Origin of the sequence: Pedobacter sp., assembly GCF_965227205.1 — a bacterium.
Classification (GTDB): Bacteria; Bacteroidota; Bacteroidia; order Sphingobacteriales; family Sphingobacteriaceae; genus Pedobacter.
The window spans coordinates 4,082,853-4,107,914 of the sequence record NZ_OZ245727.1 but is presented as its reverse complement, the minus strand read 5'-3'; the positions used below and the strand labels follow the sequence as shown (position 1 = coordinate 4,107,914).

Genomic DNA, 25,062 nt, shown 5'->3' with positions numbered 1-25,062 from the left:
GGCACAAAATCTATACTTGCAAATTTTTTTTTAAAATAATTATAACGTCTTAATTCACAGCACCTTCTTGCATCTTCTCTGCATTCTCTGCAAATTGCAAAGCATCAATAACCTCTTGAATTGCTCCATCCATGATGGTTGGAAGGTTATAAAGCGTCAATCCGATGCGATGCTCGGTTACTCTACCTTGCGGATAATTGTATGTTCTAATCTTCGCCGAACGGTCTCCGGTTGATACCATTGTTTTACGTCTTGCCGCAATATCTCCGTTTTTCTTCTGAACTTCTATATCATAAAGTTTGCTACGAAGCATTTCCATAGCTATAACTCTGTTACCAAGCTGAGAACGCTCTTGCTGGCAAACTACCACAATTCCCGAAGGCTTATGCGTTAACTGCACTTTAGTTTCAACCTTGTTCACGTTCTGTCCACCTGCACCTCCTGAACGTGAAGTTTGTAGTTCAATATCGGCCGGGTTAATGTATAAATCAATTTCTTCAGCTTCTGGTAAAACGGCTACAGATGCGGCTGATGTATGTACCCTACCCTGCGTTTCTGTATCTGGAACACGTTGCACACGATGTACGCCACTTTCATACTTAAGTTGACCGTAAACATCATCGCCTGTAACTTTAAGTATAACCTCTTTATAACCACCTGCTGTTCCTTCAGTAACATCAACCGTTTCTACTTTCCAACCTTTGGTTTCAAAAAAGCGAGTGTACATACGGTATAAATCTCCAGCGAAAAGTGCCGCTTCATCGCCACCAGTACCACCTCTAATCTCAAAAACTGCATTTTTAGCATCTTCAGGGTCTTTCGGAATTAACATTAAACGAATGTTACTCTCCATCGATTCTTGTTGCTCTAACAATAAATCAAGCTCTTCTTTGGCCATTTCACGCATTTCTGCATCTTTCTCTACCGCCAAAATTTCTTTATTTGCATCAATATTGCTCATCACATTTTTGTAGATTTTATATTCATCTACAATCTTGCCCAAGTCTTTATATTCTTTATTTAAAGCTGCAAAACGTTTCATATCCTGAATTACATCCGGATTACTCAATTGCTCCTCTACATCTTCCCAACGCAGCTTTATTGCCTCTAATTTATCTAACATATTATTCTTCAATTTATAAAGAAATGCAAAAATAAGTAAAAAAAGCCGAATGACTAAGCAGATTAATAAAGGCTTAAAAAATGGATTTGAAAATGAATGTAAATTTCGTTTTGGCGGCCGGAAGTCCTGCTATTGCCAATAGTCCTCGTTCGTTCCTCACTCCGGGCTATTTGGCGCTATCAGGTTTAGAAACTATGGTTTGTGCAACCTCAAAACCCACCGCTTTAAACATATAGTTAAACTTACGAAGTCTTTACCTAGCGTTTTGCAAGACTTCGTAAGTTTAATGGTCTGAAAGAAAAAACTAGGCCTTGAAGTATTTAAGCTCTAAATCAACGCCATTAAACACAACATAAGACTTATGTTTAATCCACTCGCCTGAATTTACATAGCGGCTGTTGTTACCCAAATCTAAATCCATAGGCAAATGCCTGTGGCCATATATAAAGTAATCGAAATGTTCCTTTTGCAAAATTTCGCGAGAGTAAACCGCAAGCCATTCATATTTATCACCAAAAAATACATCTTCGGTTTCAACTCGTTTTTTACTATTTCCGCTCCAGGCGTTGGCAATACTAATGCCCAAATTAGGGTGCAAGCGAGCAAAAAGCCATTGACAAAGTGGACTTCTGAAAATTTTACGAAGAAATTTATACTTCTTATCATAAGGACCTAAACCGTCTCCGTGATGTAAGTAAAACTTCTTGCCGTTTCTTTCCATTATCATTTCATCGCTGATAATTTCCATGCCTATTTCTTCGGTAAAATAATTTCTAACCCACATATCGTGGTTACCTTTAAAGAAGTAGATTTTTATACCTGCATCGGCCATTGCAGCCAGTTTACCTTGGAACCTAACAAAGCCTTTAGGAATTACTTTTTCGTATTCGAACCAGAAATCGAAAATATCGCCCATTAAAAATAACTCGCTACATGTTGGCTCGATAAAATTTAACCAGGCAACAATACGATCTTCGCGTTTGCGGCTTTCGGCATAATTTGGAGAACCTAAATGGAAATCGGAAGCGAAATAAATATTTTTAGTCATGAGCAGGCCAAAGGTAAGGGAAAAACCGGAAAGCGGAAAGATGAAAGCTTTGGACAGAAGGTAAATAAATCTATATTTCGCAACATAAACATAAATTCAAACCATACACTACAAATTCCATAGAATAATTATAATTTGTTTTAAAGATTAAAATAACGTTAAGTTTTGCTTTATATTCGCACTAAACATATAAAATACTGAATACGTTTAGCTTACAGAATTATCTGGAATATTTCTAAATAAGAAAAAAGATTATGGTTTATTTTGTAACTTTGCGTCAAATTTTTTCGAATGATCTCTACTGATATAGCCGTAATTGGCGCTGGTCCGGTTGGTTTATTTGCCATTTTCGAAGCCGGTTTATTAAAAATGCGTTGTCATTTAATCGATTACCTTCCACAGGTTGGTGGTCAGCTTTCTGAAATTTACCCAAAAAAACCGATTTACGATATTCCAGGTTATCCATCGGTATTGGCTCAGGAACTTATTGATAATTTGATGGAGCAGGCGAAACCTTTCCATCCAACTTTTACTTTGGGCGAGCGTATTGAAGGTTTAGAAAAACGTGGTGAAGCAGATTTCGTTTTAACAACGAATATGGGCACCGTTATCGAAGCCAAAGTTGTGGTTATTGCAGGCGGTTTAGGTTGTTTCGAACCACGTAAACCTGCTGTAGAAAATCTTGAAAACTTTGAGAATGGCAAGGGTGTAAATTATATGATTTTAGACCCAGAGAAATATCGTGACCAAAGAATGGTTATTGCTGGCGGTGGCGATTCGGCTTTAGACTGGACTATTTATTTAGCTGAAGTTTGTTCTGAATTAACATTGGTTCATAGAAGCGAGAGTTTCCGTGGTGCACCAGATTCGGTTGCAAAAGTTATGGCATTAGCCGAAAGCGGAAAAATTAACCTGATTTTAAATAGCAATTTACAAGCCGTACACGGAACTGATAAATTAGAGCAGGTTGAAATTGTACAAAACCGTACAATGGAAAAAACTGTAGTAGATGCCGATCATTTAATTCCTTTGTTTGGCTTAAGTCCTAAATTAGGCCCGATTGAAGAATGGAACTTAAACATTAGCAAAAGTGCAATTGAAGTAAATGTTGATGATTATTCTACAAACATTCCTGGCATTTATGCAATTGGCGATATCAATACTTACACAAATAAGTTAAAATTGATTCTTTGTGGTTTCCACGAAGCAGCTTTAATGAGCCACAGTGCATATTCTTACATGAATCCGGGTGTTAAATACACCATGAAATATACAACTGTAAACGGGGTTTCTGAATTTTAAGCAATTATTTATATTTGCCAATAATATAAGTAACCAGCGAAGAAATGGACAACAACATTACGATATATATGCAAGAACCGGATGGTTCTGTTACTCCTCACGAAGCGCCAACAGATATGGGGCTAAGTTTGATGGAGTTTTTAAAAGCATCTGAATATGATATTTTGGCAACATGTGGCGGAATGGCCTTATGTGCAACTTGTTGTGTTGATGTTTTGGAAGGTGAAGAAAAACTTAACGAAATGACGGATGATGAATATGCGATGTTAGATACATTGCCGGATTTGTTACCAAATTCTCGCTTAGCCTGCCAGTTACAGTTAAATAATAACATGGATGGTTTAAAAGTCAAACTTCACGGAGTGAGTTAATTTAAGTTTCGATATAACACAAAGGGCGATGCAAATGCATCGCCCTTTGTGTTTGTAAACCTCTTTACAAATATTATCTAATTTCAATTCTTTTCGAATCCACGTTCCAGCCGTAAACTTCAATTGCATTTTTTTCATCTCCAGAAAATTCAACTGTAACTATTTTATTTTCTCCAGGCAAAATGCTTAGGTAATTATCTGAATAGAACGCAGGCAAAATCCGCTTACCTGTTGTGCTGTTAATTAATGCTACACGATTGAAGAATGCTATCGGATTACCTTTATCATTACTTAAAGTTACTTCAATCTTTCCTTTTGATTTTTGAGTAGCAGTAACGTTTAATGGTGATGCTTTCATTTTCTGCAAACCTGTATATTCTCCATCTTTACCTGCAAGCCAATAAAGATTATCGCTTAGCACTTTTTTATCATCATTTAAAATTTGAAGCGAAACAAACACACCTTCCTTTTTATCAAGCTTTGCTAGAAAAGAATTTAGCGGGAAGAATTTTCTAACAGATGATGGACCGATTGTATTGAAAACCTGCGAATAAAAATACTCTTTACCCTCCATATCAAAAGCGCTTGCTTTAATCATCAGGTTATCGAGGTTTTTGAAACCATTATTTACAACCGTTACCATGCTATCCACAGGATTCATCATCACGTGAAGTGGTTCGCTTCCTTTGCGTAATCCATACAAGCAAGCATTTGGATCTAGGTAATAATCATACATCTGACCACGAAGTGCTGTCCATGGGTTTTGTGTTTTCCAGATAATCGATCCGGTGTACCAATCCCACATTTTGTTCGAGAAACCTTCCATTAAAGCACGATACTGGTCGTAATTGACCAACTGCGCTTTCATTGCAAAATCTTTTGCATCCTTAGCTTTTCCATAAGGATTTATATATTGATCATAACCAATATATTTGTGATAATCCCAAACAGAATCGGGCTTGCTTTTAAATTGAGGCGCAATCATATTTTCCTTCGGAATAAATCTTTCTAGTGAAACATAATCGCCCACACCAACAGAGCCAACCTCTGAGTTGTAGGGAAAAGTTTGATTCGCCCAAAAGGTTTTGGTATCCTGAATACCATATGGCCCGTCGCCATTACCGCCTAAAGCATTGAACGACATTTCATCACTGTTAGAGAAATCGAACAAAATTCTAGTTCCATCCAGGCGAGGTAAAATATCATTTTTTAGAGGTTGCAAGATATCTTCTGGTGGTGTAATTTCATTTCCACCACACCAAAATGCTAATGAAGCATGGTTTCTCACCATCTTAATCTGATCTTCCATTGCAGTAAGTACAAGATTGTGATTATCAGGATATTTCCTTCTTGTCCACTGGTCTTCTTTTTTCATTGGATCAACCCAACGACCGTTACAATCGCCACTAAACCAAAAATCCTGAAATACAAGTAAACCATATTTATCGCAAGCGTTGTAAAACTCTGGTCGTTCTATTAAAGCCCCACCCCAAATTCTAATTAAATTCAGGTTCATATCTTTGTGGTAGCGTACTTCTGCATCGTATCTGGCATCGCTGAAACGCAACATCGCATCAGAAATTATCCAGTTTCCGCCTTTGATAAAAATCTTTTGTCCGTTAACATAAGCGCCCATACTTTTGGTATGCTCGTTCCAGATATTATCAATCTGGCGAACACCAACATTAAGATTTTCCTGATCTAGAACTTTCCCAGAAGCTAAAAATTTAACTTGCATATTGTACAGGTTTTGTTCTCCATATCCGCTTGGCCACCAAAGTTTAGGATTCTCTAACTTTAAATCTGGTAATGCGATTTCACTTTGCTTATTTGCGGCAATAACTACTTGTTTAGAAACAGTTTTTCCATCGATAACATATTGCAACATACCGCTAATTGGTTTTTCAGTTGGGTTTTCAACCTCGACCGTTACCTTAATTGTTGCAGGCTGCTGTTTTCCCTCAGGTAATCTTTTACCCGGTACAATTGTAACCACGTGAGGATTTGAAATGTTAACCGATTTTGTTTTTTCGATGGTAACTTTATCCCAAATACCAGTATTACGGTCACGAATTGGTTGAATCCAATCCCAACCAGCTGTGTATTGTGTGGTTAAGCCTTTAGCAATTGTGCCATCGCCACCCTGACCGCCATTTGCATTACCTGGATTATCCGGAGGATAAACAATTACAGCTAATCTATTTTTCCCACTGGTAGCGAGTAATTTTGTTATGTTAAATTGCTGACGAAGGTGCATCCCTTCATAAACTTTTGAATTTACTTTTTTACCGTTCAGATAAATTTCTGCCCTGTAATTTATGCCTCGAAACTGAAGCCAAACCTGTTCGTTACCGATGGCTTTCTCATTAAAATCTTTTACAAACCAGTAGGTATAATGCTCGTTTCCTGTTTTATAGATGTCCTGAATTTTCTCATTATTCATTCCATAAAATGGGTCGGGTACTTTATTGTTATTTAACAAAGTGGTAAGCACCGTACCCGGAACGGTTGCAGGCATCCAATCAGCGGTTTTAAAATCTCCTTTAGAAATTTCTATTCCCGAAGATTTGATTTCTTTAATATTCGCACAAAACCAACCCGAATTTAACTCATAGCGTTGTTGTGATTTTACTATGAAAACCGATAGTAGAATAACAACAATTAAACAGATTCTTTTCATTTAGTGAGGTTATATTTTTTTAGAGACATAATTGTTTGGAAGGCAATTATCCATATTGACTAAAGCCCAGAATCAATATTGATAAAACGTTTTACTAGTCGAGATTCATTTAGATTTTTGCGCCTAAGTTATATATTTATTCAGAAATTTCTAAAACGACAACATTATCAATCTCATCATTAGAAAAGCCCGTAATAAGTTCTACAATATCATTTTTACTAGTAAATTTTACAGGTTTTTTATCTTTAAGCAAATAAGCTTTAGTGATTCTTTTAAACGGAACTTGATTTAACGTTATAGATGAGTTCTTCGCATCTAGTACATGAACATAGATTTTTTTATCGCTTTGGGTAATACTTCCCCATGGTTGAGGTTTTATAAAGCCTGCTTTTGTACCATAAATACTTTCTCCATAAATTTTTAACCAATCTCCAATTGCACTTAGCCTATCCTGAAATTCTGGTTGTACTTTTCCACTTGGCATTGGCCCAATGTTAAGCAAAAGATTTGCACCTAAACTCGATGCCTTAATCAACATATGAACGAGCTGTTTTTTGCTTTTATAACTTGTATCGCTCAGATTGTAACCCCAAGAATTTGAGATGGTTTCGCAGGTTTCTAATGGTAATTTATCTGAAGCTTTTTGAAAACTTAAACCAGAGCTATTTTCTCCCGGTAAATCTCTTTCGAACATTTGGAAATCTTCTCCTGCAAATGGCGTCAAATGGTGGTTATTACCGATCATACATTGCGGTTGCAGTTTATGAATCAGTCCGTAAATTTCATCATATTTCCAATCAATTCTTGAAGATCTGTCGGCCGCACCTTCGGGTTGCGTTTGATCCCAATGGCCATCAAACCAAATTCCACCGATTTCACCATAATTAGTTAGCAATTCGGTTAACTGGTTTTTCATAAAGGTAAGGTAACTTTGGTAGTCGCTTTTTGCTTTTCTTCCAGAGTTTCTGCCAGTTCTTCCTGTTTCGTAAGGATAATCATCTCTTCGCCAATCGAGCAATGAATAATATAAATACAATTGGATGCCTTGTTTGTGGCATTCATCTGCAACCATTTTTACAATATCTTTTTTATAAGGCGTATTCATGATGTTGAAATCTGAATATTTAGTATCCCACATACTAAAACCATCATGATGCCTTGTAATTAAAGTAATGTATTTCATCCCGGCATTTTTTGCCATACGTACATACGCAGCAGCGTCAAAGTCAATCGGGTTAAAAAAATCTTTTAAATTGGTGTAGTTGTGAACGGTAAGTTTTCTATCATTCATAACCCATTCGCCGCTACCCGGAATACTAAATGGCCCCCAATGGATGAACAAACCGAATCGGGCATCGGCAAACCAAGCTCTTTGTTTTAAATTTGCAGAAGATGGAACATATTCTTGCGCAGATAAACAAAATACGCAAAGCATAATAATTGCCGACAATAAAGTTTTCTTCATTGTTATTAGTTTAGATTTATAAATAGAGTATGTTTTTAATCTATACTACTGGTTTCTTTAACCGGCTTGCCTATAACTTTATAATTCCCATCTCCTTTTAAAATGGCAAGCATTTGTGTTTGGTTATTGAAAACAGATTTAGCCGCAGCCAATTCTTTATCGTACTGAAAACTTTGTTCAATTCTGCCCTTCTCGTAAAAATAACGACTTACGATTTGTGTTTCCAATACGCGTTTAATTTCCGATTTATGGTTAGCTAAATCAGCTTTTTTAGCAGAAGTTAGTTTGCTTTTAAGGTTATCCAAATCAGCCTTTACTTCAGCAGTTTTATTTTCTTTATCTGCTTCGTAGCGTAATTCTGTTAATAATCTTTCTGTTCTGCTTTGGTAGGTTAAATCCTTTTCGGCCAGACTTGCAGAAAAAGCAGTATAATCTGCATCGCTTATTTGAAATGTTTTGGCAGACTGAACAGCTGGTTTATCTTTTCTAAATTGATTAGCATAGTTAAAGAATAAACTTTTGTTTAGCATTGCGATGGTTATCGGGCTTAACTTATCTGCACTCACTGGAATATCGGGATAAACACCGTTGCCGCTGTAAACATTTCTGCCTCCACGGGTTTGGTACATTGTTATTGTAGAATCTGCAAATCTATCAACCGAACCATCAGCATTTCTATGAGCATAATCTAGTTTTTGAATGCATCTGCCCGATGGCGTGTAATATTTGGCAACCGTAACTTTAACTAGGCTATTGTAAGGTAAGTTGAAAGTTTGTTGCACTAATCCTTTACCATAACTACGCTGGCCGATAACAATTGCTCTATCTAAATCTTGCAGAGAACCCGCAACAATTTCAGATGCAGAAGCGGAGCTATTATTTACCAAAACAACCAAAGGCACTGTTGGTGAAATTGGTACATTCATAGTTTTGTAGGCGATTGTTTTCTCTGCATTCTTACCTTTTTGAGTAACCACAAGTAAGTCTTTATCAACAAAAAGATTTACAATTTTAACCGCTTCCTGTAAAATACCGCCACCGTTGTTTCGTAAATCGAGCACAATTCCTTTTGGGTTTTCTTTATTGATACTGACAAGCGCATCTTTAACTTCCTGCCCGGAGTTTTCTAAAAATTTATCAAGTTTGATGTAACCAATACCATCGCCAACCATTCCAGAATACGTAACATTTGGTTGTTTTATTTCTTCACGAATAAGCTTTTTTGAAATTTCTTTTCCATCACGAAGAAGCACAAGATCTACTGCTGTACCTTTAGGCCCGCGAAGAAGCTGACTGATTTGCGCTCTATCCTTTCCTTTGGTTTCGATATTGTTAATCTTAATAACCTGGTCACCAGCTTTAATATCTTGTTTGTTAGCAGGATAACCTTCACTTACTTCATTTACAAATAATTTTCCATCAATAAATAAGGTTCCGGCGCCAATGCCACCATACTGTGTGCTTACGTATTTAAGTTTGTAATCTTCTATTTCAGATTCCGGAACGTATTCTGTGTAGGGATCGAGGCTTTCGAGCATAGCATCTATACCAGTTTTCATTAAACCGGGTGCATTGGTTTCATCAACATAGTTGATGTTAATTTCCTTATATAAAGAGGCGAAAATATCCAGGTTTTTAGATACCAGAAATAAATCTTCCTTAAAAGAAAAGGATAAAATTGCGATGCCAGATACAGCTGCAAAGATTAGATATTTGATTTTTTTCATCCCTTTATGTTTGATGCTTTGAGGCAGGAGCATATTCAGCCTACCTTAAAGATTATTGAATTGTACAGATGTAAATGTACAAAAAGGGATAAAGATTAAAAACAGCTTAGAAAGGCCTAAACGTAATTTAATCGTTATTTTAGCTGAGAATTGATGTTAAGAATTAAAGTCTGTTGCCTTTTGTATCGGCTAGTGCTTTTTGAATGGTAAACTCTACATAAGTACGGTCACGTTTTACAAGCTGCATAATGTCTTGTACCAACTTATCTTCATTGCCAGGCGTAAAATCTAAAGGCGCATTAACAAGATCGCGGTATTTTCTAAAAAACTTAATTTTTACTTTCTCTGCGTTATCTTTTGTAAGTTGAAAATTTGCCATCTCTAATTTTATTTGATGCAAAAGTAAAAAATATTTGTGCTGGATTTTTTGTTTTATCACATAAAGTATAAAAAAACTTATGCCTTAAAGTTTTCTTGCATGATAATTGTGTTAAAAGTGCGTTATAGTTCAAAAAACCCAAAATATCGAAAAATTTAAACACAATTAAAATGAAAAAACTAATCTTCTCTATTGTTTTCCTAACCGTGGGTTGGGCAACATCACACGCTCAAACATTCAATTTAGGTATAAAGGCAGGTGTTAACCTTGCCAAAATGAATGCTGATTTTGCCAGCGAAGAAAACCGCTTAGGTTACCAAGTTGGTGCATGGGCAAGAATTGGTGGTGCAAGTTTTTATGTACAGCCAGAAGCATACATTGGTAGCAAAGGCAATAAATTTATCAGCTTTACTAACAATAGCAATACAGAAGTGGCAGCAGAAGGGAAGGTTAAATTTACCACTTTAGATATCCCGGTTTTATTAGGTACAAAATTCGGTGCTAAAAACTTAAACTTCAGATTAATGGCTGGTCCGGTTTTATCATTAATTCTTGATGATAGCTCTACTTTTAACTCAGCTTACCAACAAGCAACAGATTTTAATAACTACAAAAACCAAGCTTTTGGTTTACAAGCCGGTGCTGGTGTAGATGTTGGAGCAATCTCAGTTGATTTACGTTACGAAGCTGGTTTAACCAACATTAGCAAAAGTGAAAAATATAAGCAAAACCCTAACTTGTTTCAATTAAGTTTAGGTTTCAAAATTTTGTAAACGGAATTTGAAATTAACAACAAAGGCGACCAGTGGTCGCCTTTGTTGTATAAAAAGATTTTTAGAGTTTATCTATTAGGCGTATTATCAATAAATGGCCTGTTAGCGGCTGTTGTTGAAACAACTGTTATATCGCCTCGAATACTAAAAGTGTACGTATTTGATTTGATTACTGAAACTGTAGATGTTCCATTACGTGAAATAATATTTGCAGGATTATTCGGATAACGACAGTACAATTCATAAATCCCAAAAGGAACTTTAACAAAGTTTGATGCAGACTTGTACGCAATATTTGTAGCGATAACAGTTTCTACTCCTGTAGTTGTGTTTTTAATTACAAAATCAAATGGATTTGCATTTGAAATTGCGTGTACAAAACGTACATAACCGCCCGATGTATCTACTGGAGGAAGAACATCTTCAACAATAAAAGATTCTACAGTTTTAGCTGTTGTATTATATATTCCTGATAAATACAAGGAATAATTTTTACCATCTTGAACCGCAGTGTTTAGTGTTGATATTGCTAAAAGAGGATCGGCAGTAGCTGTTGAAGGCCTTTGACCTTTAAAATTATATGTTCCTGCTGGAATTACTGAATATGAATTTATCGCTGGAAAAACTGCGCCATACGCTGTACCAGCAGTACTGCTTTCTGCTCCCGTAGCAGATAATGCCGCAGACACTTTTGTATCGTTAGCATAAAAGTTAACAACTGGTGCATTTACACCAAAGTTAAAATACTTAAGTTGCGCACCACTAACAGGAACATCTATAATTTGAACAGCAGTTTTATCGCAAGAATACAAGAATATAGATAGTATTAGTGCTAAAGCTGGAAATAAAATATACTTATTTTTCATGTTAATTCATTTTTAAGGTAAAGTAATCCAGGTCTCTTTAGTATGATAATCTACAGCTAAACCGCCTATTTTATCAAGTTCTGCTCTATTCCAAACATATTCTGAGTTATATCGGGGTCTGATTCTGTAAACCAATTTAGTTGCATTATCTGGATAAATATTAACTGGTGTAATAAAGCCCACGAAAACTTGATTTCCAGTAACAGGATCTTTATCTGTATAGTGATATCTTCTTAAATCCATCCATTGTTCTAAATGACCCCAACCCCATTGCGCAATGTAATTTTGACACATAATTTGTGAAAGTGTTAATGCATTTGCATTTGTTGGAATTACAGCAGGTGAAGCCATATACGTTGCTTTCTCTGCTGAACTAATCTGCGTTGGAGATTGACCATCATCCGTATTACGAGAATTAACAAAATCAAAGTGCGCAGAGATTCCTTTTGTGTAAGCATCTAAAGCTGTAACCTTATCCCCTTTTTTATATGCCGCTTCTGCTTTAATAAACTGAAGTTGTGCATAAGTAAAGGCTGGCATTTTAGTTTTGCGAGCGAAAACGTATCTCGATGGCGTAGAAATACTAGCATTAGCCAGTGCTAGAGTTGTGTAACCCCAAAAGTTATTTGGCTGTTGAGCTGCAGTTAATGCGCCAATACCAAAAGTTGGCTCCAAACCGCGATAAGCACCATCTGGTGAAGGCGATAACATTCTTGACATCCTTGGGTCTATTACTCCTCCGGTAATTGTTCCATCCAGTAAGCTCAGAATGAAACGGGTTTGTCTGTAACTTGTTAAGTTATCACGTGCTGCAGCATAAAAGTTAATATCATCATTAGCTGTACCTGTATATGATAATAGTGGGTCATCTGCATTGCTTGATAAACCTGCATCTACAAGTGCGATAACATCATCTGGTTTATAGCTGGCTTTATTCGAATAATGATTTAAAATCATTGCTTTTAATGAATTTGCAAATTTTATCCATTTGGTAACATCACCTTTATAAATGATATCCGTTTTACCTAATACAGCTGCATTAACACCACCATCTGTACGTTTTAAATTAGCAATTGCAGCATCTAACAATCTTATAGATTCTTCATAAGCATATTGTTGAGTATCATAGGCGAAAGTTGTTTGATTCGCATTAATAGCTTCTTTAACTATAATTTCTCCGTGTAAATCGGTAGCAGTAATCCAGCCCCAAGCCTTTAAAATTTGTCCAACACCCAATAAATCCCATCTTTGTTCATCTTGCGCTCTTTTATTCATATCTACTAAATTCTGACCGAAATCAAAATAGGTCATTCTAAAAATCTGACCGCCATTATCAGAACTAGGATCGTAACCCATTCTATCCCAAGTACTACTTACAGATGTTAATGTCCAGTTTTGAGTGTAGCGCCCTACAAATCGAGCATCAAAAGTTGGTGCAGTAATCATCCAGTGCAGCATTGGAGATAGATACAAATTTGCTTCAACCTTTTCAGGATTATTTGGATTTGTATTTACATCCAGAAATTTTTTACAGCCACCCAAGGCCAAAAGTCCAAAAAGTGCTGTTATGATATATATCTTTTTCATTTTATTTTCTTTATAAACCAACTCTAATACCAAAGTTTAAACCAATAGGCATTGGGAAGTTACCATAATCAACACCTTGAGCGCCAGAGCCACCCACTGCAGCTGTATTTCCGTTTACAACAGGGTCAAGACCTGAATAGTTTGTTATCAAAAACAAATCTGTACCAGTAACAAAAACACTTGCCGATTTAACAAACTTTTGGCGTTTTAATAACTTAGGTGATAAACGATAGTTTAAAGTAACATCTTTTAACCTAATCCAGTTGATGTCTTTTTCAATAAACAACTCTTCACTCATTAGGGTATAAAATGAGTTTTGATAAAATGGGGTTACTGAAATATTATTAACTGTTGGATTCGCTGAGTTCTCTCTTCCATCTTGCAAAACACCTGTTACAACACGTGGCTGCAAACGATCTAATGTTTTGGTTGATAAACCACGTTGTGTTAAGAAAGCTTGTGTACCGTTAAATACATCACCACCTTTTCTAATATCCAATAAGAAAGAAAGCGAAAAATCTTTATAACTGAAACTGTTAGTTATACCTAATTGAAAATCTGGCTGTCTATCATAACCACCTTCAATAAACACAGTAGAACGTACTGGTAATCCAGTAGCTGGATTAATTAAAATTTGCCCAGCATTATTTCTGAGGTAAAAGAATCCTGTTAACGAACGTGTAGATTGGCCTGGAGTTACTCCATTACGAACGTTACCGTATAACCAGGTATCAGAGACATAAGATTCAGGTAATGAACGTGGAAGTTCCAGTACCTTACCTCTTGTAGCATCAAAATTAGCTAAGATATCCCATTTAAAGTTCTCTGTTTTAAATGGTGTACCTCTCAAACTAACTTCCCATCCCTTATTTTGAGTTTTAGCACCATTTAAGTTAAACAATACGTAACCTGTAGCGTAACTTCCTCGAATATCATTTACAATCTGATCACGGGTTTCCTTGCTGTAATATGTAACGTCTAAACCTAATCTATCATTAAAAAATGCTAACTCTGTACCGAATTCGTATGAACTTGCAAATTCAGGAACCAGATTTGGGTTGGGACCAGTAAAACCATATCCATATCCACCACCAACTGTCGTTTTACTTTCGAGAGCTGGTACGTAAGCATAAGGTTTAGCATCCTTACCTACATTTGCATAAGCTGCTCTTAATTTACCTGAGGTAAATATTTTACTTAAAGCTGGTTTAAAGGCCGGAACATCTGTGAATATAAAACTTCCAGAAACTGATGGATAGAAGAATGAGTTTTCTCCAACCGGAATAGTAGAAGTCCAGTCATTACGACCAGTTGCTGTTAAATAAAAATAATTTTTATATCCAATTGTTGCTCTTCCGAATAAACTTACAATTCTTTGTTCTATAGTTGTTGACTTTGCATTTCTTAATGTAGCAGTAGTATTATTAATAGATACAAAATTTGGATCTAAAAAATTCTCACCATAAGCACTTTCTGTAACAGATTTTAAAGCTTTCACTGCATTACCAACCGTCATATCAAAAGTAATGTCCTTTGTAATATTTTGCTTGGTTAAGTTAACTAAGGTTTGAGAGTTTAGGTTTCTCGTATTATCGTTTGCCAAATCTAAAATTCCTCCTTTTAACAAGCCTCTTCTACTTTCAGGATGACTTACTAATATTGCGTTGTTATTATAAGCATCTATACCAAAAATGGTTTTGATGTTTAAAAATTTAAATGGAGTAATGGTAAAACTTGCATTAGATAAAATCCTGTTATTTTTGGTAGAATTTCTATTCTTATTAACGTTGAAATAAGGATTTTCAATTTCGGAAGTTAAATCGGTTGCTGTGGTAAAACGTCTACGCGTACCAGATGCTGTTAAATAATTCCTTGCGTCATCCTCTTGAGGCCATAACAACAAACCAATTAAAGCACCCCCATCTCCTTTAAACGCTTGATTATTTAAGGCATAAGAATAATTCATAGAGAAATCTGCAGTTAACCACTCATTTAGTTTGCCGCCTGCAGAGCCAGTTAATGTAAAACGGCTGTAATCTGAACCTGGGACTACGCCATTTTGGTCAGTGTAAGATGTTGATACTCTATAGTTAGCTTCATTTCTACCACCTTCTAAAGATAAGTTGTGTTTTTGTGTGAAAGCTGTTTGGAAGAAACCGTCTATGTTATCGTAAAATTGTGTGTTAGGCGCATACCTAGGGCCGAAATAAGTAAATGCAGTACCTGCAGATACGCCACCTGTACCTAAACCAAAATCACGCTGTAACTCTGGCTGGTATCTGGTTTTTTCTACTCTAAAGCTATTGTTGTAGTTAATAATCCCTTCACCAGCTTTACCTCTTTTTGTAGTAATCACGATAGCTCCATTAGCAGCATCAATACCATACAAAGCTGCTGCTTCTGGTCCTTTTAATACTACCAAGCTTTCAATATCTTCAGGATTAATATCGGCTGCACGGTTTGTAAAATCCACACCCCTATTAAATAATCCTGTTGTAGAACTATTGTCTGAATAAAAGGCGGAAGTATTCATTGTTTTGTTATCAATTGGCAAACCATCTACAACAAATAGTGGTTGATTACTCCCGCTAATTGAACTAATACCACGTATAGTAATTGATGATGATGCACCCGGTACACCCGAAGAACTTGTAACCTCTACACCGGCAACACGTCCTTGTAATGCATTAATAAAATTTTCTCTTTGCGTGCCGGCAATGTCAGCACCCTTAACGGTTTGTTGCGCAGTACCCAATGACCGCTTTGAAGCTGTTTGGCCCAATGCTGTAACAACAACCTCATTTAATGAATTGCTATTTTGCTGCATGAATACATTAAATATTGTATTATTGCCAACTGTTTTTTCTACAGTTGTATAGCCTACATAAGTAAATGATAGAACATCTGTTTTGGCGGCTTTAATAGAGTAATTTCCATCGCCATTGGTTTGAGTTACCGTTGTGCCTCCTTTTATTTTAATAGAAACACCAGGTATTGGTCCGTCGGATGACGTAACCTTACCAGTAACAGTTATTTGCTGCGCAATGGCATGAGCCAGCAGCAAAAACGTACCGATAAAAACTAAGAGTAGCTTTTTTTTCATAAACAGCCAATAAGGTTAGTAAAAAAGTTTGTTTGTAGTTAGTTATTCCAGTTAAGAAAAAACACGCACAATACCGCATGATTTTCAATATTTAGCTAATATCATAAATGTTTTCCAATAAAAGAACAAACTTTATTAAATATAATTTACAACCAGCAACACATAATTGCATAAAACCGCAAAAAAACGCAATTAATTAATATTTTTTTTACATTAGCACAAACCAAACTTATATGCTTAAAAAAGAACGACATGATTTCATTATGCGCCAAATTAATTTGCACAATAGGGTGCTTACTTCTGATTTGGTTCAATTATTAAATGTTTCGGAAGATACCATTCGAAGAGATCTACAAGAGTTGGTAGATTTAGGCAAACTTTACAAGGTTCATGGTGGAGCATTATCCAAATCCTATCACTCCTCTTTTGATGACAGTACGGTGTATGCCCGTGATAGTAAAATTATCATCGCAAAAAAGGCAATTACCTTAATAAAAGACGGCATGGTTGTTTTAACCGGTGGTGGAACAACCGTGTTAGAATTTGTTAAGCAACTTCCTGAAAATTTAGAAGCAACATTTTTTACGATTAGTCCACTGGTTGCGGTTGAACTTGCCAAATACAACAATGTGGAAGTTATCTTGATTGGTGGCTCTTTCTCGAAAAACTCTCAGGTATCCTATGGTGGCAGTGTTATCAATCAGTTATCAGAAATAAAAGTAGATTTATGTTTGATGGGAACCAGTGCATTACATCCTGAAGAAGGCATGACAGATACAGATTGGGAAATTAATCAATTGAAAAAAGCGATGCTTGCCGCGTCAAAAAAATCTGCGGTGTTATGCATCTCTGAAAAATTAGATATTACGCTGCGTTTAAGAGTATGCCCAACAGAAAGCATAAGTTATTTGGTTACAGAATTAAATAGTAATGATGAATTACTTCAACCTTATTTTTCGAAAAACAATATTAATATTTTATAAAAAAAGCCCCGAATATTCGGGGCTTTGGACATTATATAGACGAAACTTAATTAACTGCGATATCTACCGCTGGTTTATTAGTTTCGGGATTTTTTGGAAGGGTTACTTTCAAAATTCCATCAGCATAACTGGCTGAAATATTTTCACTCAATACTTTTCCGTTTAAGGCAAAAGCTCTTTCGAATGCACCATTACTATATTCTCTTCTGCTGAACTTTTTATCAGTATCTGCTTCCTCTTTGGGTGTGTAAGTGATTGTTAAAACATCATCTTTTGTTATCACTTTTAAATGCTCTTTTATTAATGCAGGAGCAAAAAGATGAATGACAAAGAACTCTTCAGTTTCTTCAATATTAGCAGCAACATTTCTGAATCTACTAAAGAATTGTTCTGCATGGCGGGCAAATCTTCCATGGTGATGACCAAATCCTCCACCTCTTGCTGCGCAACCTCTATTCATTTTGCCATTATGGCATCTATATTCGTTATACATTGTATTATTTTTCACTTATTAAATCTGTTAATTAGTTTGAAACACAATATTGGGTTTTCGGAATCCCTAATAACTGGGTTATGATATTTGCGTATGGGTAAGCTGGAGAAAAAACAGCATAATCGAACTTTAAATCTCTAATTTGCTCAACAATATTGTCGATAAACTTCATCGGTTCTAGCAAAGCCGTTATTAAACCCGATTTTTGATTTTCTCCCTCAACCTTGTTAAAAACGCCTAAATCCTTGCCATAAGCCTTAAAATCAGCACCAATACTTTCTATCGGTTTCTTAAATTCATCCGAGCTAAAGAATGTTACTTGTTCGCCACGAGTAATCATTTCGCTGGCTAAATTTAAAATCGGATTAACCGCATTTAGTGAAGGGTTGCTTAAAAATAAAACTTGTGACATGGCTTTAATTATTTTCTTGTGCTATCAATCGGTGTTATATTACTGTCAATGGTTTTTCTGCTATGATGACTAAAACCGTGGTTTCGGTAATGTTCATAGTGGCAATCCACATCATGATAATTTCTATTCTTGAAATCTAACCTATCACGATATCCATTTTGAACAGCCAACACATTTAAGCTGTAAAAAGTTGCTCCTGCAACCGCCAACGCTAATAATATTCTAAATGCTTTCATCGCTTAATAATTTACGTTAATGTTTTGCACCATACCATTACCTTGTACCGTTGGTTTATACCATTGGTTATCAATTGGAACTATAGCAGAATGGTTATTTTCAAAGTGGTTAAACCGCTCCATAAAATGCCTGCGTTTTCTGTGAGCAAACATTCTTACAACCATTCCAATTACCATTGCAATTAGAATAAACTTAAATATGAATGGAACAAAGAACATGGTTGCACCTAGCACAATCCCAAACCCTATTGCTTTTAATATCTTTTTCATCGTGTTATTTTATTGTTATTTAAAAGGGTAGACGATGGGGATTTATTTTTACTTTAAATAATTTTACTTTTTTTCACTACCTAAGAAATCTAAGGGTAAGAAACCTCACCCTGTGAAAGGAATTCGGGAAATCTAATGTGTGCAATCCCTCTCCTATGAAGAGAGGGAAATTTAAGATTGTGGGTTTAACCCAGAGACTGAAATTACAGGAACCTGAATGCGAGGACGAAGCAATATTCATAGTTGCGAGGACCGGCATAGCAGATATTTGCAGTAAAAAACGACAAACTGTTCGCAGTTTCAATCATAAACCACCAAACAAAATAATTTTCAGCTGTGTGGAGGAATTGCGGAGTGGAAAGAGCCTAACAAATTATTTTCGAAAACAGTTTATCGAATTTTTACACAAATAGATGCAAGCCTTGATTTATTCATCTGTTTCTATATTTTATTGGTATTCATGAACTCGCCGAAAGGTTCGGTTTTGCTCCACTTTTTATCAAGAAAAAGTGGAAAGCCAGTCTGGCTAAGACAAAAAAACAAAATCTATAAAAAATTAACACGATAACCATTATTAAAACAAAAAAAAACCAGCTGAAAAGCTGGCTTTAAAATTAATCTTTATTGCGGTGTCCCCATCCCCCACATCTTTGCCTGTATTCTTCTTTAAACTTCGCTCTTTCTTCATCGTTCATGCTTTGCCACTTAGAACGCAAACCCATTGCCTTTTCTCTGAAACGGTTATTACCGCCGCCTTTATTAAAGTTGCCAAATAGTAATCTGCACAGAACCAATAAGCCAAGGGCCTGCCAAAAATTCAATCGCCCACAATGCGTCACTTCGGGCAAAATCCAGTTCCATAAATACATTACAGTGTAACCTAAAGCAGTAGCAATTAACGCTACAACAGGTAAAAAGAAAATGAACTTCTTGCCCTTACTAAACTTTCTGTTTCTCATCTCCTGCCAAATTAATAGTTTATAAATTCCTGATATAAATTTTGTAACCGATTACGCAGATGTTTCACCGCATAACCTTTTCTCGATATTAATGTTTTAATGTTTTCGCCAGTTTCATCTGCAAGTTCTTGCAAAGTTCTATCCTCCAATTCATTCTGAACAAAAACATAACGTTGATTTTCCGGTAGTTCTGCCAACGCTAAAAAAAGTTGATCCCAGAAAAGTTTTTTTAAACTTTCTTCCTCGGGCGAGAAAGATTCAGCCAATAAAATCTCTCTAAAGTTTATTTCGCCTTCATCATCCTCATAACTCAAATCCTCAATAAGCACATCTTTTTGCTTCCGGTAACGATCTGTAATTTTATTTCTGGCTACACGATAAAGCCAACCACCAATCTGTTCTATAGCGCCAGCTTCGGGCTGATTGCTCAACTGGCACCACACATCCTGCAAAATATCTTCCGCGTCCTCATCCGTATTCACCCGCCCACGAATGAAACTGAATAAGCGCTTACCATAATCGGCAACTGTAGAAATTATATTTTGGGATTCGTTTGTTGGCACTAAATTATCTTTGTTAAACCAGTAAACGGATGAAAGCCAATATTACTTTAAATTATTTTATTTTTTTTTTAGGAAGGTTGAGAAGCGTTACTAAAATTAAAGATTTCTTTTTTGAAAACTAAAGGAAGTAGTTTTTGGCGAAATTCAGCCCTGCTTTTCATTACAATCTTTTTGTGAATGGTAGTACCCAATATTGTCACGCTGAGTTTATCGAAGCGTCAGCAAGTATTAACCGAATCCTTCGACAAGCTCAGGATGACAGTGCACCAAAAAGTATTTCCATTGCAATCAGGTTTAAGAAACTTTGGCTTGTGAAAGAAACTTAGGTTGCAAATCGCACACTCAACTTAGGGAGTAATGAACTTTAAATTGCCTTTTGGCTAGGCCGAACCACTTAGTCCCCGTTTTACTTAAATCGGCCTAACATCCCGTACGTACGGGATTGGGGAAGCACAATAAAGCCCAACCACTTACTTAAATACAAAAACGGCGAAGCCCTCATGAATACCAATAAAAAAATAAAAGCCAATGAATAATTTTAAGCCGACATTTTTGTTTCTTTTGATGCCAAAAGAAAAAAGCCCGTCTGGCCAAGACAAATGAAGTGTTTACTTCAAAGCACCAGTCGGATAAGTTCCTTTGTTAACCAACAATTTACTATTACCATCTAAATCAGAAACATAAATTTTATTGTTCGAAGATTTTTCAGCTCCGCTGTAAAAAATTCTATCATCTGCTGTTACAAAAATGTAAGGAACATTCATTCCTTCAGGCGAAATTCTATCTACTTTTTTACTTGCTAAATCTAAAATATAAACCGCTTCACCCGTTTTGTTATTTGCATTAAAAACAAGCCCCTTCCCATCACTTGTATAAAAAAAGCGATTACTACTTGCTATAGCGAAATCATTTCCTATTAATGCAGCAATTGGCTGGGAGTTTTTCAATTTTCCAGAAATATCAAAAGTGTATAGATTAGCCAAATCATGCCCAATTAATTCTTGCTCATTTTTCCAGGTTGGCGAAAAAACATTAATTTTCGATGCACTATCTAAAACCGTTAGGCCAGTATTATCCGGTTTAACAACACCAATTTTCCATATATTTTTTGCACTAAAAATACTAAAGGCTAAAACGTTTCCACTTGGCGACCACATGGCTTGATAATAATTACCACTATTTGCCAGCAATTGCAATTGGCTTTTATTTTCCATATCTGCAACCCAAACACTTCTGTGTCCGGCGCTATCCGTAACCGTATAAGCTAATTTATTCCCATCAGGGGAAATTGCCGGATTAGTTGCGCCACCAAAAGAAATTTGTTTCATTGTATCAATACTTGTTGCTACAATTTTATTTTCATCCTGATAAGCTAAAGCGAAGTTTTTGTTGCTTAAAGAAACCGTATCCAAGATAGCTTTTGAATTTTCTTCAGTAGTTTTATTGTTGCTGCAAGAAATAATAATGGCTACACACGGAATTAAAAGTGTCGCTAATTTGCCCGAAATTTTAGTCATGCACAATTTTACAAATAGTTTTTAAACAAAAAGATTCAGGCGCTTTTGAAACCTGAATCTAATTGTTTTTATGATTTTAATAAGACTTAACTCTTTTTCTTATCGGCGTAGCCGAAAACTTTTTGCAATAAGGTAGAGCTACGTGAGCTGAAATTATCTCTGATTTTTAATTCTTCTTTAGCTACTTCTAAAAACAAACCATCAATCGCTTTTTGCGTTACATATTCCGTTAAATTAGTGTTTACAGGTTTTACCAATGGCAATCTATTATATTGTGTGGTTAAGTCGCTGTAATATTTAGTTGCTTCAACTTTGTTTAAACTGGTCGTAACTATCGGACTAAACTTTTGCATCAATTGAGCTGTAGTTGTTCTCTTAAAGTATTCAGTTGCAGCATCTTTATTTCCTAAAAGGATATTTGTTGCATCAGTTAAGGTCATTTGTTTAATTGCAGAAACAAATATTGGTTTAGCTTCTGTTGCTGCATCTTCTGCAGCTCTATTTAAACTCGTAATTACATTGTCGCAGAGTTTATTTAACCCGATTCCTCTCAGTGTTCTCTCAACCTTTTGCGCTTCGGGTGGCATTAAGATTTTAACAGCTAGATTACCAAGAAATCCATCTTTAACCGAAAGTCTGTCGGCACCGGCAGAAACTCCAATTTGTAAGGCTTCTTTAATTCCCTGTCCAATTTCTAAGGTAGATGGTGTACCTGTTGTAGTCGTTTTTTCTGTTACTTTCTTAAAAATGTCGCTTAATTTAAACTGAGCATTGGCATTCAGGTTTGTAAATAATATTAATGCTAGGGATGCAGATAGAATATTAATTTTTTTCATTTTGTGTGTGTTTAGTTTTGCTATGCAAAACAACTGCCATAAATTTTATCGGCATTCAAAGATAAGGCTTTGTGTAAAAATGAAATGTTAAATCTTTAGGGCGTTATGCAACTGAAGTTTCTTGCACAAACCTGCGTTATATAAACCCGATTGCAGTGGAAATACTTTTGATGCACTGTCATCCTGAGCTTGTCGAAGGATTCGGTTAATATTTGCAGACGCTTCGATAAACTCAGCGGGACAATATTTAGTACTACCATTCACAAAAAGATTGCAACAAAAAGCGGGACTGTGGCGACCAAAAATGTGCTGGTTTTGCTTTTCAAAAAACAAGTCCTAATCATTTTATAGTACCGCACTGGAAAATATTTTTTATACTTGAATGATAATTTGCCTTAGCTACCCAATTTTTTGAAGTTTATAAAAAATACAGCTGGAAATAACCAGAAAGAAGATGCAGAATTAATTGCCGAGTATAAAAATACTGGCAATTTAGATTCTTTGGGTTCGCTGTATAATAAATATATGCACTTGGTTTTTGGGGTTTGCCTTAATTATTTTAAGGATGAGGAGTTGAGCAAAGACGCGGTTATGCAAATTTTTGAGGAACTTGTAAGTAAACTCAGGGTGCATGAGGTTCAGAACTTTAAAAGTTGGCTGCATGTACTTACTCGAAACCATTGCTTAATGGCACTTAGAAAATCTTCTAAGCAAAATAATGTTTCTATCGATGAAAATTTTGTGGAAAACACTGAGTTTGTGCATCTGGATATTGACGATACAAAAGAAACACAGCTTACCATAATGGAAAAGTGCATGGAAACATTGCCTGAAGAACAGCGGAAAAGCGTAGATTTATTTTATTTACAAGAGAAATGCTATAAAGAAGTAGCCGATATTACGGGTTACGATATGCTGAAGGTTAAAAGTTATATTCAAAACGGAAAGCGGAATTTAAAGATTTGTATAGAGAAAAATAGTAGTGAATAACGATTGGTTAGATATTGATGTACTTGAGGATTACCTTGATGGTAAGCTTGATGCTAAAGGTATGCACTTTGTAGAACGCCAGGCTTTGGAAGATCCTTTCGTGGCTGAAGCTTTAGAAGGGCTTAAACAATCGCCAAAACGCAAGCAAACACTTTCTATACTTCAAAAACAACTTTACGATAGGGTTGCCCAAAAACCAATTAGGCGAAAAATGTGGGGCATTACCACACAACGTTTAAGTATTGCGGCAACAGCTACGGTTGCTTTTATTGCAGTAAGCATTTTATTCTTTATGCGTGAAACCAGTCGTAAAAACGCTGAAATTGCGGCCAGAAAATCTAATGGTGTAGTTGTAGAGGTGTTGCCAAAATCTGATTTAGCAGCAGCTAAAGAAAAGGAAGCTGAAACAACTGCTAGCGATGGCGTGAAAAGTGCAGTAATAGATAAAGCAATCGCTGATTCGAAATCTGGAGATTTAGCGAAAAATATGAAGGTACCTTCTGCGCCGAAAAATGCTACTGTATCTGCGGCGGTTGCTGAGAATATGCCAGTTAAAGAAGAAAGTGCGGTAATTTTACGTGATGCTGTTATTAACCGTGCTGAGCCTGCCGCAAACAAAGATGCTGTTGCTTATTCTACAAACTCGCTCTCTAACAGCGGTTTAGTTTACAGCGGTAATGTGATTTCGCAAAGTGGACAACCTGTACCTGGTGCTGTTATTAAAGTTGCCGGAACAAAGGCAGTTACCAGTACAAACTCCAGAGGATTTTTCACGCTTCCGGTTGATAGCACTGATAAAAACAAAGAAATATTAGTGAAAGCGCAGGGCTTTGACGATAAAGCAGTTACTACAGATCCTGAAGCCATACGTTTGGCTTTAAGTGGAAATCGTTCTTTAAATGAGATTGCGATGATAACACGTTCTAAAGGTCAAAAAACTCCAATACCTACACCTAAAATTGTGCTGAAAGCTGTTGAGAATTTGGATAAAAATACCGCAGAAGTTAATAAGCCCATTCCGGTATCGACCGTTAATTATACACAATACTTAGAAAGTAACAATAAGTTTTACAACCCAAAAGGGCCCGAGCAATTTGTTATCCTAAGCTTTAAAGTAAAAAGTAACGGCCGTCCATCAAATATTAAGGTTATTAAATCTTTAAATAAAAACGCTGATGCAGAAGCAAAACGGCTTGTTTCAGCTGGTCCAGATTGGGTATTACCTAAAAAAGGAACAAATACTGTTGAGCTTAGCATTAAGTTTTAGTTTAAAGATTTAACCGCAAAGGCGCAAAGTTTTTCGCAAAGTACGCTAAGTTTTACTAAGCAAGCTATCTATTTTAGATGATATTAACCACCGAGTACACTGAGAAATATAC

At 36.0% G+C, this 25,062-nt stretch carries 24 protein-coding genes; 7 read left to right on the top strand and 17 right to left on the bottom strand.

Features of this window, described 5'->3' with window-relative positions:
* Positions 1–49: 49 nt before the first annotated feature.
* Positions 50–1,123 (bottom strand): peptide chain release factor 1, encoded by a 1,074-nt coding sequence (gene prfA / locus ACO05K_RS17770; protein WP_421945754.1) that lies wholly within the window; start codon positions 1,121–1,123, stop codon positions 50–52.
* A gap of 80 nt (positions 1,124–1,203) precedes the next feature.
* On the opposite strand from prfA, the gene ACO05K_RS17765 reads away from it, so the two are divergent.
* Positions 1,204–1,359 (top strand): hypothetical protein, encoded by a 156-nt coding sequence (locus tag ACO05K_RS17765; RefSeq protein WP_421945753.1) that lies wholly within the window; start codon positions 1,204–1,206, stop codon positions 1,357–1,359.
* Between the two features lie 68 nt (positions 1,360–1,427).
* Here the strand turns inward: ACO05K_RS17765 and ACO05K_RS17760 are convergent, their stop codons facing one another.
* Entirely contained in the window at positions 1,428–2,171 is a 744-nt protein-coding gene (locus tag ACO05K_RS17760; protein ID WP_421945752.1) for a UDP-2,3-diacylglucosamine diphosphatase, read from the bottom strand.
* Positions 2,172–2,462: 291 nt separating this feature from the next.
* Here ACO05K_RS17760 and ACO05K_RS17755 point away from each other — a divergent pair, with 291 nt between their 5' ends.
* Both ACO05K_RS17755 and ACO05K_RS17750 read left to right on the top strand, forming a co-directional pair.
* Positions 2,463–3,473, top strand: a complete 1,011-nt coding sequence (locus ACO05K_RS17755; protein WP_421945751.1) for an NAD(P)/FAD-dependent oxidoreductase — start codon at positions 2,463–2,465, stop codon at positions 3,471–3,473.
* A 44-nt stretch (positions 3,474–3,517) separates the two neighbouring features.
* On the top strand, positions 3,518–3,844 hold the full coding sequence (locus tag ACO05K_RS17750; RefSeq protein ID WP_421945750.1) for a 2Fe-2S iron-sulfur cluster-binding protein: 327 nt from the start codon (positions 3,518–3,520) through the stop codon (positions 3,842–3,844).
* 73 nt (positions 3,845–3,917) lie between these two features.
* Here ACO05K_RS17750 and ACO05K_RS17745 read toward each other — a convergent pair whose 3' ends face one another.
* The 4 genes from ACO05K_RS17745 to ACO05K_RS17730 form a co-directional block, all read right to left on the bottom strand.
* Complete coding sequence (locus tag ACO05K_RS17745) at positions 3,918–6,524, bottom strand: glycoside hydrolase family 2 protein (protein WP_421945749.1); 2,607 nt, start codon at positions 6,522–6,524, stop codon at positions 3,918–3,920.
* A gap of 136 nt (positions 6,525–6,660) precedes the next feature.
* Complete coding sequence (locus ACO05K_RS17740; RefSeq protein ID WP_421945748.1) at positions 6,661–7,989, bottom strand: alpha-L-fucosidase; 1,329 nt, start codon at positions 7,987–7,989, stop codon at positions 6,661–6,663.
* A gap of 35 nt (positions 7,990–8,024) precedes the next feature.
* Positions 8,025–9,716, bottom strand: coding sequence for a S41 family peptidase (locus ACO05K_RS17735; RefSeq protein ID WP_421945747.1), 1,692 nt, complete (start codon positions 9,714–9,716; stop codon positions 8,025–8,027).
* Between the two features lie 163 nt (positions 9,717–9,879).
* Positions 9,880–10,095, bottom strand: a complete 216-nt coding sequence (locus ACO05K_RS17730; protein WP_290240432.1) for a hypothetical protein — start codon at positions 10,093–10,095, stop codon at positions 9,880–9,882.
* A gap of 170 nt (positions 10,096–10,265) precedes the next feature.
* Between ACO05K_RS17730 and ACO05K_RS17725 the strand changes: the two genes are divergently transcribed.
* Positions 10,266–10,868: a porin family protein gene (locus tag ACO05K_RS17725; RefSeq protein ID WP_421945746.1), complete on the top strand. Its 603-nt coding sequence runs from the start codon at positions 10,266–10,268 to the stop codon at positions 10,866–10,868.
* Between the two features lie 68 nt (positions 10,869–10,936).
* Here ACO05K_RS17725 and ACO05K_RS17720 read toward each other — a convergent pair whose 3' ends face one another.
* From ACO05K_RS17720 to ACO05K_RS17710, 3 genes are read right to left on the bottom strand one after another with little or no spacing between them, the layout of a single operon-like run.
* Positions 10,937–11,734, bottom strand: coding sequence for a hypothetical protein (locus tag ACO05K_RS17720; protein ID WP_421945745.1), 798 nt, complete (start codon positions 11,732–11,734; stop codon positions 10,937–10,939).
* 12 nt (positions 11,735–11,746) lie between these two features.
* Positions 11,747–13,321, bottom strand: coding sequence for a SusD/RagB family nutrient-binding outer membrane lipoprotein (locus tag ACO05K_RS17715; RefSeq protein ID WP_421945744.1), 1,575 nt, complete (start codon positions 13,319–13,321; stop codon positions 11,747–11,749).
* A 10-nt stretch (positions 13,322–13,331) separates the two neighbouring features.
* Positions 13,332–16,424, bottom strand: coding sequence for a SusC/RagA family TonB-linked outer membrane protein (locus tag ACO05K_RS17710; protein WP_421945743.1), 3,093 nt, complete (start codon positions 16,422–16,424; stop codon positions 13,332–13,334).
* Between the two features lie 233 nt (positions 16,425–16,657).
* Here ACO05K_RS17710 and ACO05K_RS17705 point away from each other — a divergent pair, with 233 nt between their 5' ends.
* On the top strand, positions 16,658–17,407 hold the full coding sequence (locus ACO05K_RS17705) for a DeoR/GlpR family DNA-binding transcription regulator (protein WP_421945742.1): 750 nt from the start codon (positions 16,658–16,660) through the stop codon (positions 17,405–17,407).
* A 46-nt stretch (positions 17,408–17,453) separates the two neighbouring features.
* On the opposite strand, the gene ACO05K_RS17700 is transcribed toward ACO05K_RS17705, so the two are convergent.
* From ACO05K_RS17700 to ACO05K_RS17665, 8 genes are all read right to left on the bottom strand, one after another.
* Positions 17,454–17,915 (bottom strand): Hsp20/alpha crystallin family protein, encoded by a 462-nt coding sequence (locus ACO05K_RS17700; RefSeq protein ID WP_421945741.1) that lies wholly within the window; start codon positions 17,913–17,915, stop codon positions 17,454–17,456.
* 16 nt (positions 17,916–17,931) lie between these two features.
* Positions 17,932–18,312: a hypothetical protein gene (locus ACO05K_RS17695; protein WP_421945740.1), complete on the bottom strand. Its 381-nt coding sequence runs from the start codon at positions 18,310–18,312 to the stop codon at positions 17,932–17,934.
* A gap of 8 nt (positions 18,313–18,320) precedes the next feature.
* The gene (locus ACO05K_RS17690; protein WP_421945739.1) at positions 18,321–18,548 is read right to left on the bottom strand and encodes a hypothetical protein; all 228 of its coding nucleotides are present in this window, start codon (positions 18,546–18,548) and stop codon (positions 18,321–18,323) included.
* A gap of 3 nt (positions 18,549–18,551) precedes the next feature.
* Positions 18,552–18,818, bottom strand: coding sequence for a hypothetical protein (locus ACO05K_RS17685; protein ID WP_421945738.1), 267 nt, complete (start codon positions 18,816–18,818; stop codon positions 18,552–18,554).
* Positions 18,819–19,432: 614 nt separating this feature from the next.
* Positions 19,433–19,777, bottom strand: coding sequence for a hypothetical protein (locus ACO05K_RS17680; protein ID WP_421945737.1), 345 nt, complete (start codon positions 19,775–19,777; stop codon positions 19,433–19,435).
* A gap of 11 nt (positions 19,778–19,788) precedes the next feature.
* Entirely contained in the window at positions 19,789–20,340 is a 552-nt protein-coding gene (locus ACO05K_RS17675) for an RNA polymerase sigma factor (RefSeq protein WP_421945736.1), read from the bottom strand.
* 608 nt (positions 20,341–20,948) lie between these two features.
* Positions 20,949–21,857: a TolB family protein gene (locus ACO05K_RS17670; RefSeq protein ID WP_421945735.1), complete on the bottom strand. Its 909-nt coding sequence runs from the start codon at positions 21,855–21,857 to the stop codon at positions 20,949–20,951.
* An 86-nt stretch (positions 21,858–21,943) separates the two neighbouring features.
* Positions 21,944–22,693, bottom strand: coding sequence for a DUF4197 domain-containing protein (locus tag ACO05K_RS17665; protein WP_421945734.1), 750 nt, complete (start codon positions 22,691–22,693; stop codon positions 21,944–21,946).
* A 411-nt stretch (positions 22,694–23,104) separates the two neighbouring features.
* Between ACO05K_RS17665 and ACO05K_RS17660 the strand changes: the two genes are divergently transcribed.
* Together ACO05K_RS17660 and ACO05K_RS17655 are read left to right on the top strand one after the other, a co-directional pair.
* Positions 23,105–23,683, top strand: a complete 579-nt coding sequence (locus ACO05K_RS17660) for an RNA polymerase sigma factor (protein WP_421945733.1) — start codon at positions 23,105–23,107, stop codon at positions 23,681–23,683.
* The gene (locus ACO05K_RS17655; RefSeq protein WP_421945732.1) at positions 23,676–24,950 is read left to right on the top strand and encodes a carboxypeptidase-like regulatory domain-containing protein; all 1,275 of its coding nucleotides are present in this window, start codon (positions 23,676–23,678) and stop codon (positions 24,948–24,950) included. Before ACO05K_RS17660 ends, ACO05K_RS17655 begins: the two co-directional genes overlap by 8 nt.
* The last annotated feature ends 112 nt before the right edge of the window (positions 24,951–25,062 follow it).

What these genes read in the sequence shown, in the direction of transcription:
- ACO05K_RS17765 (WP_421945753.1), top strand. Translation starts at nt 1,204, where the DNA reads ATGGATTTGAAAATGAATGTAAATTTCGTTTTGGCGGCCGGAAGTCCT.
- ACO05K_RS17715 (WP_421945744.1), bottom strand. Translation starts at nt 13,321, where the DNA reads ATGAAAAAGATATATATCATAACAGCACTTTTTGGACTTTTGGCCTTG.
- ACO05K_RS17740 (WP_421945748.1), bottom strand. Translation starts at nt 7,989, where the DNA reads ATGAAGAAAACTTTATTGTCGGCAATTATTATGCTTTGCGTATTTTGT.
- ACO05K_RS17745 (WP_421945749.1), bottom strand. Translation starts at nt 6,524, where the DNA reads ATGAAAAGAATCTGTTTAATTGTTGTTATTCTACTATCGGTTTTCATA.
- ACO05K_RS17680 (WP_421945737.1), bottom strand. Translation starts at nt 19,777, where the DNA reads ATGAGAAACAGAAAGTTTAGTAAGGGCAAGAAGTTCATTTTCTTTTTA.
- ACO05K_RS17720 (WP_421945745.1), bottom strand. Translation starts at nt 11,734, where the DNA reads ATGAAAAATAAGTATATTTTATTTCCAGCTTTAGCACTAATACTATCT.
- ACO05K_RS17690 (WP_421945739.1), bottom strand. Translation starts at nt 18,548, where the DNA reads ATGAAAGCATTTAGAATATTATTAGCGTTGGCGGTTGCAGGAGCAACT.
- ACO05K_RS17710 (WP_421945743.1), bottom strand. Translation starts at nt 16,424, where the DNA reads ATGAAAAAAAAGCTACTCTTAGTTTTTATCGGTACGTTTTTGCTGCTG.
- prfA (WP_421945754.1), bottom strand. Translation starts at nt 1,123, where the DNA reads ATGTTAGATAAATTAGAGGCAATAAAGCTGCGTTGGGAAGATGTAGAG.
- ACO05K_RS17730 (WP_290240432.1), bottom strand. Translation starts at nt 10,095, where the DNA reads ATGGCAAATTTTCAACTTACAAAAGATAACGCAGAGAAAGTAAAAATT.
- ACO05K_RS17685 (WP_421945738.1), bottom strand. Translation starts at nt 18,818, where the DNA reads ATGAAAAAGATATTAAAAGCAATAGGGTTTGGGATTGTGCTAGGTGCA.
- ACO05K_RS17695 (WP_421945740.1), bottom strand. Translation starts at nt 18,312, where the DNA reads ATGTCACAAGTTTTATTTTTAAGCAACCCTTCACTAAATGCGGTTAAT.
- ACO05K_RS17755 (WP_421945751.1), top strand. Translation starts at nt 2,463, where the DNA reads ATGATCTCTACTGATATAGCCGTAATTGGCGCTGGTCCGGTTGGTTTA.
- ACO05K_RS17735 (WP_421945747.1), bottom strand. Translation starts at nt 9,716, where the DNA reads ATGAAAAAAATCAAATATCTAATCTTTGCAGCTGTATCTGGCATCGCA.
- ACO05K_RS17760 (WP_421945752.1), bottom strand. Translation starts at nt 2,171, where the DNA reads ATGACTAAAAATATTTATTTCGCTTCCGATTTCCATTTAGGTTCTCCA.
- ACO05K_RS17725 (WP_421945746.1), top strand. Translation starts at nt 10,266, where the DNA reads ATGAAAAAACTAATCTTCTCTATTGTTTTCCTAACCGTGGGTTGGGCA.
- ACO05K_RS17705 (WP_421945742.1), top strand. Translation starts at nt 16,658, where the DNA reads ATGCTTAAAAAAGAACGACATGATTTCATTATGCGCCAAATTAATTTG.
- ACO05K_RS17670 (WP_421945735.1), bottom strand. Translation starts at nt 21,857, where the DNA reads ATGACTAAAATTTCGGGCAAATTAGCGACACTTTTAATTCCGTGTGTA.
- ACO05K_RS17665 (WP_421945734.1), bottom strand. Translation starts at nt 22,693, where the DNA reads ATGAAAAAAATTAATATTCTATCTGCATCCCTAGCATTAATATTATTT.
- ACO05K_RS17750 (WP_421945750.1), top strand. Translation starts at nt 3,518, where the DNA reads ATGGACAACAACATTACGATATATATGCAAGAACCGGATGGTTCTGTT.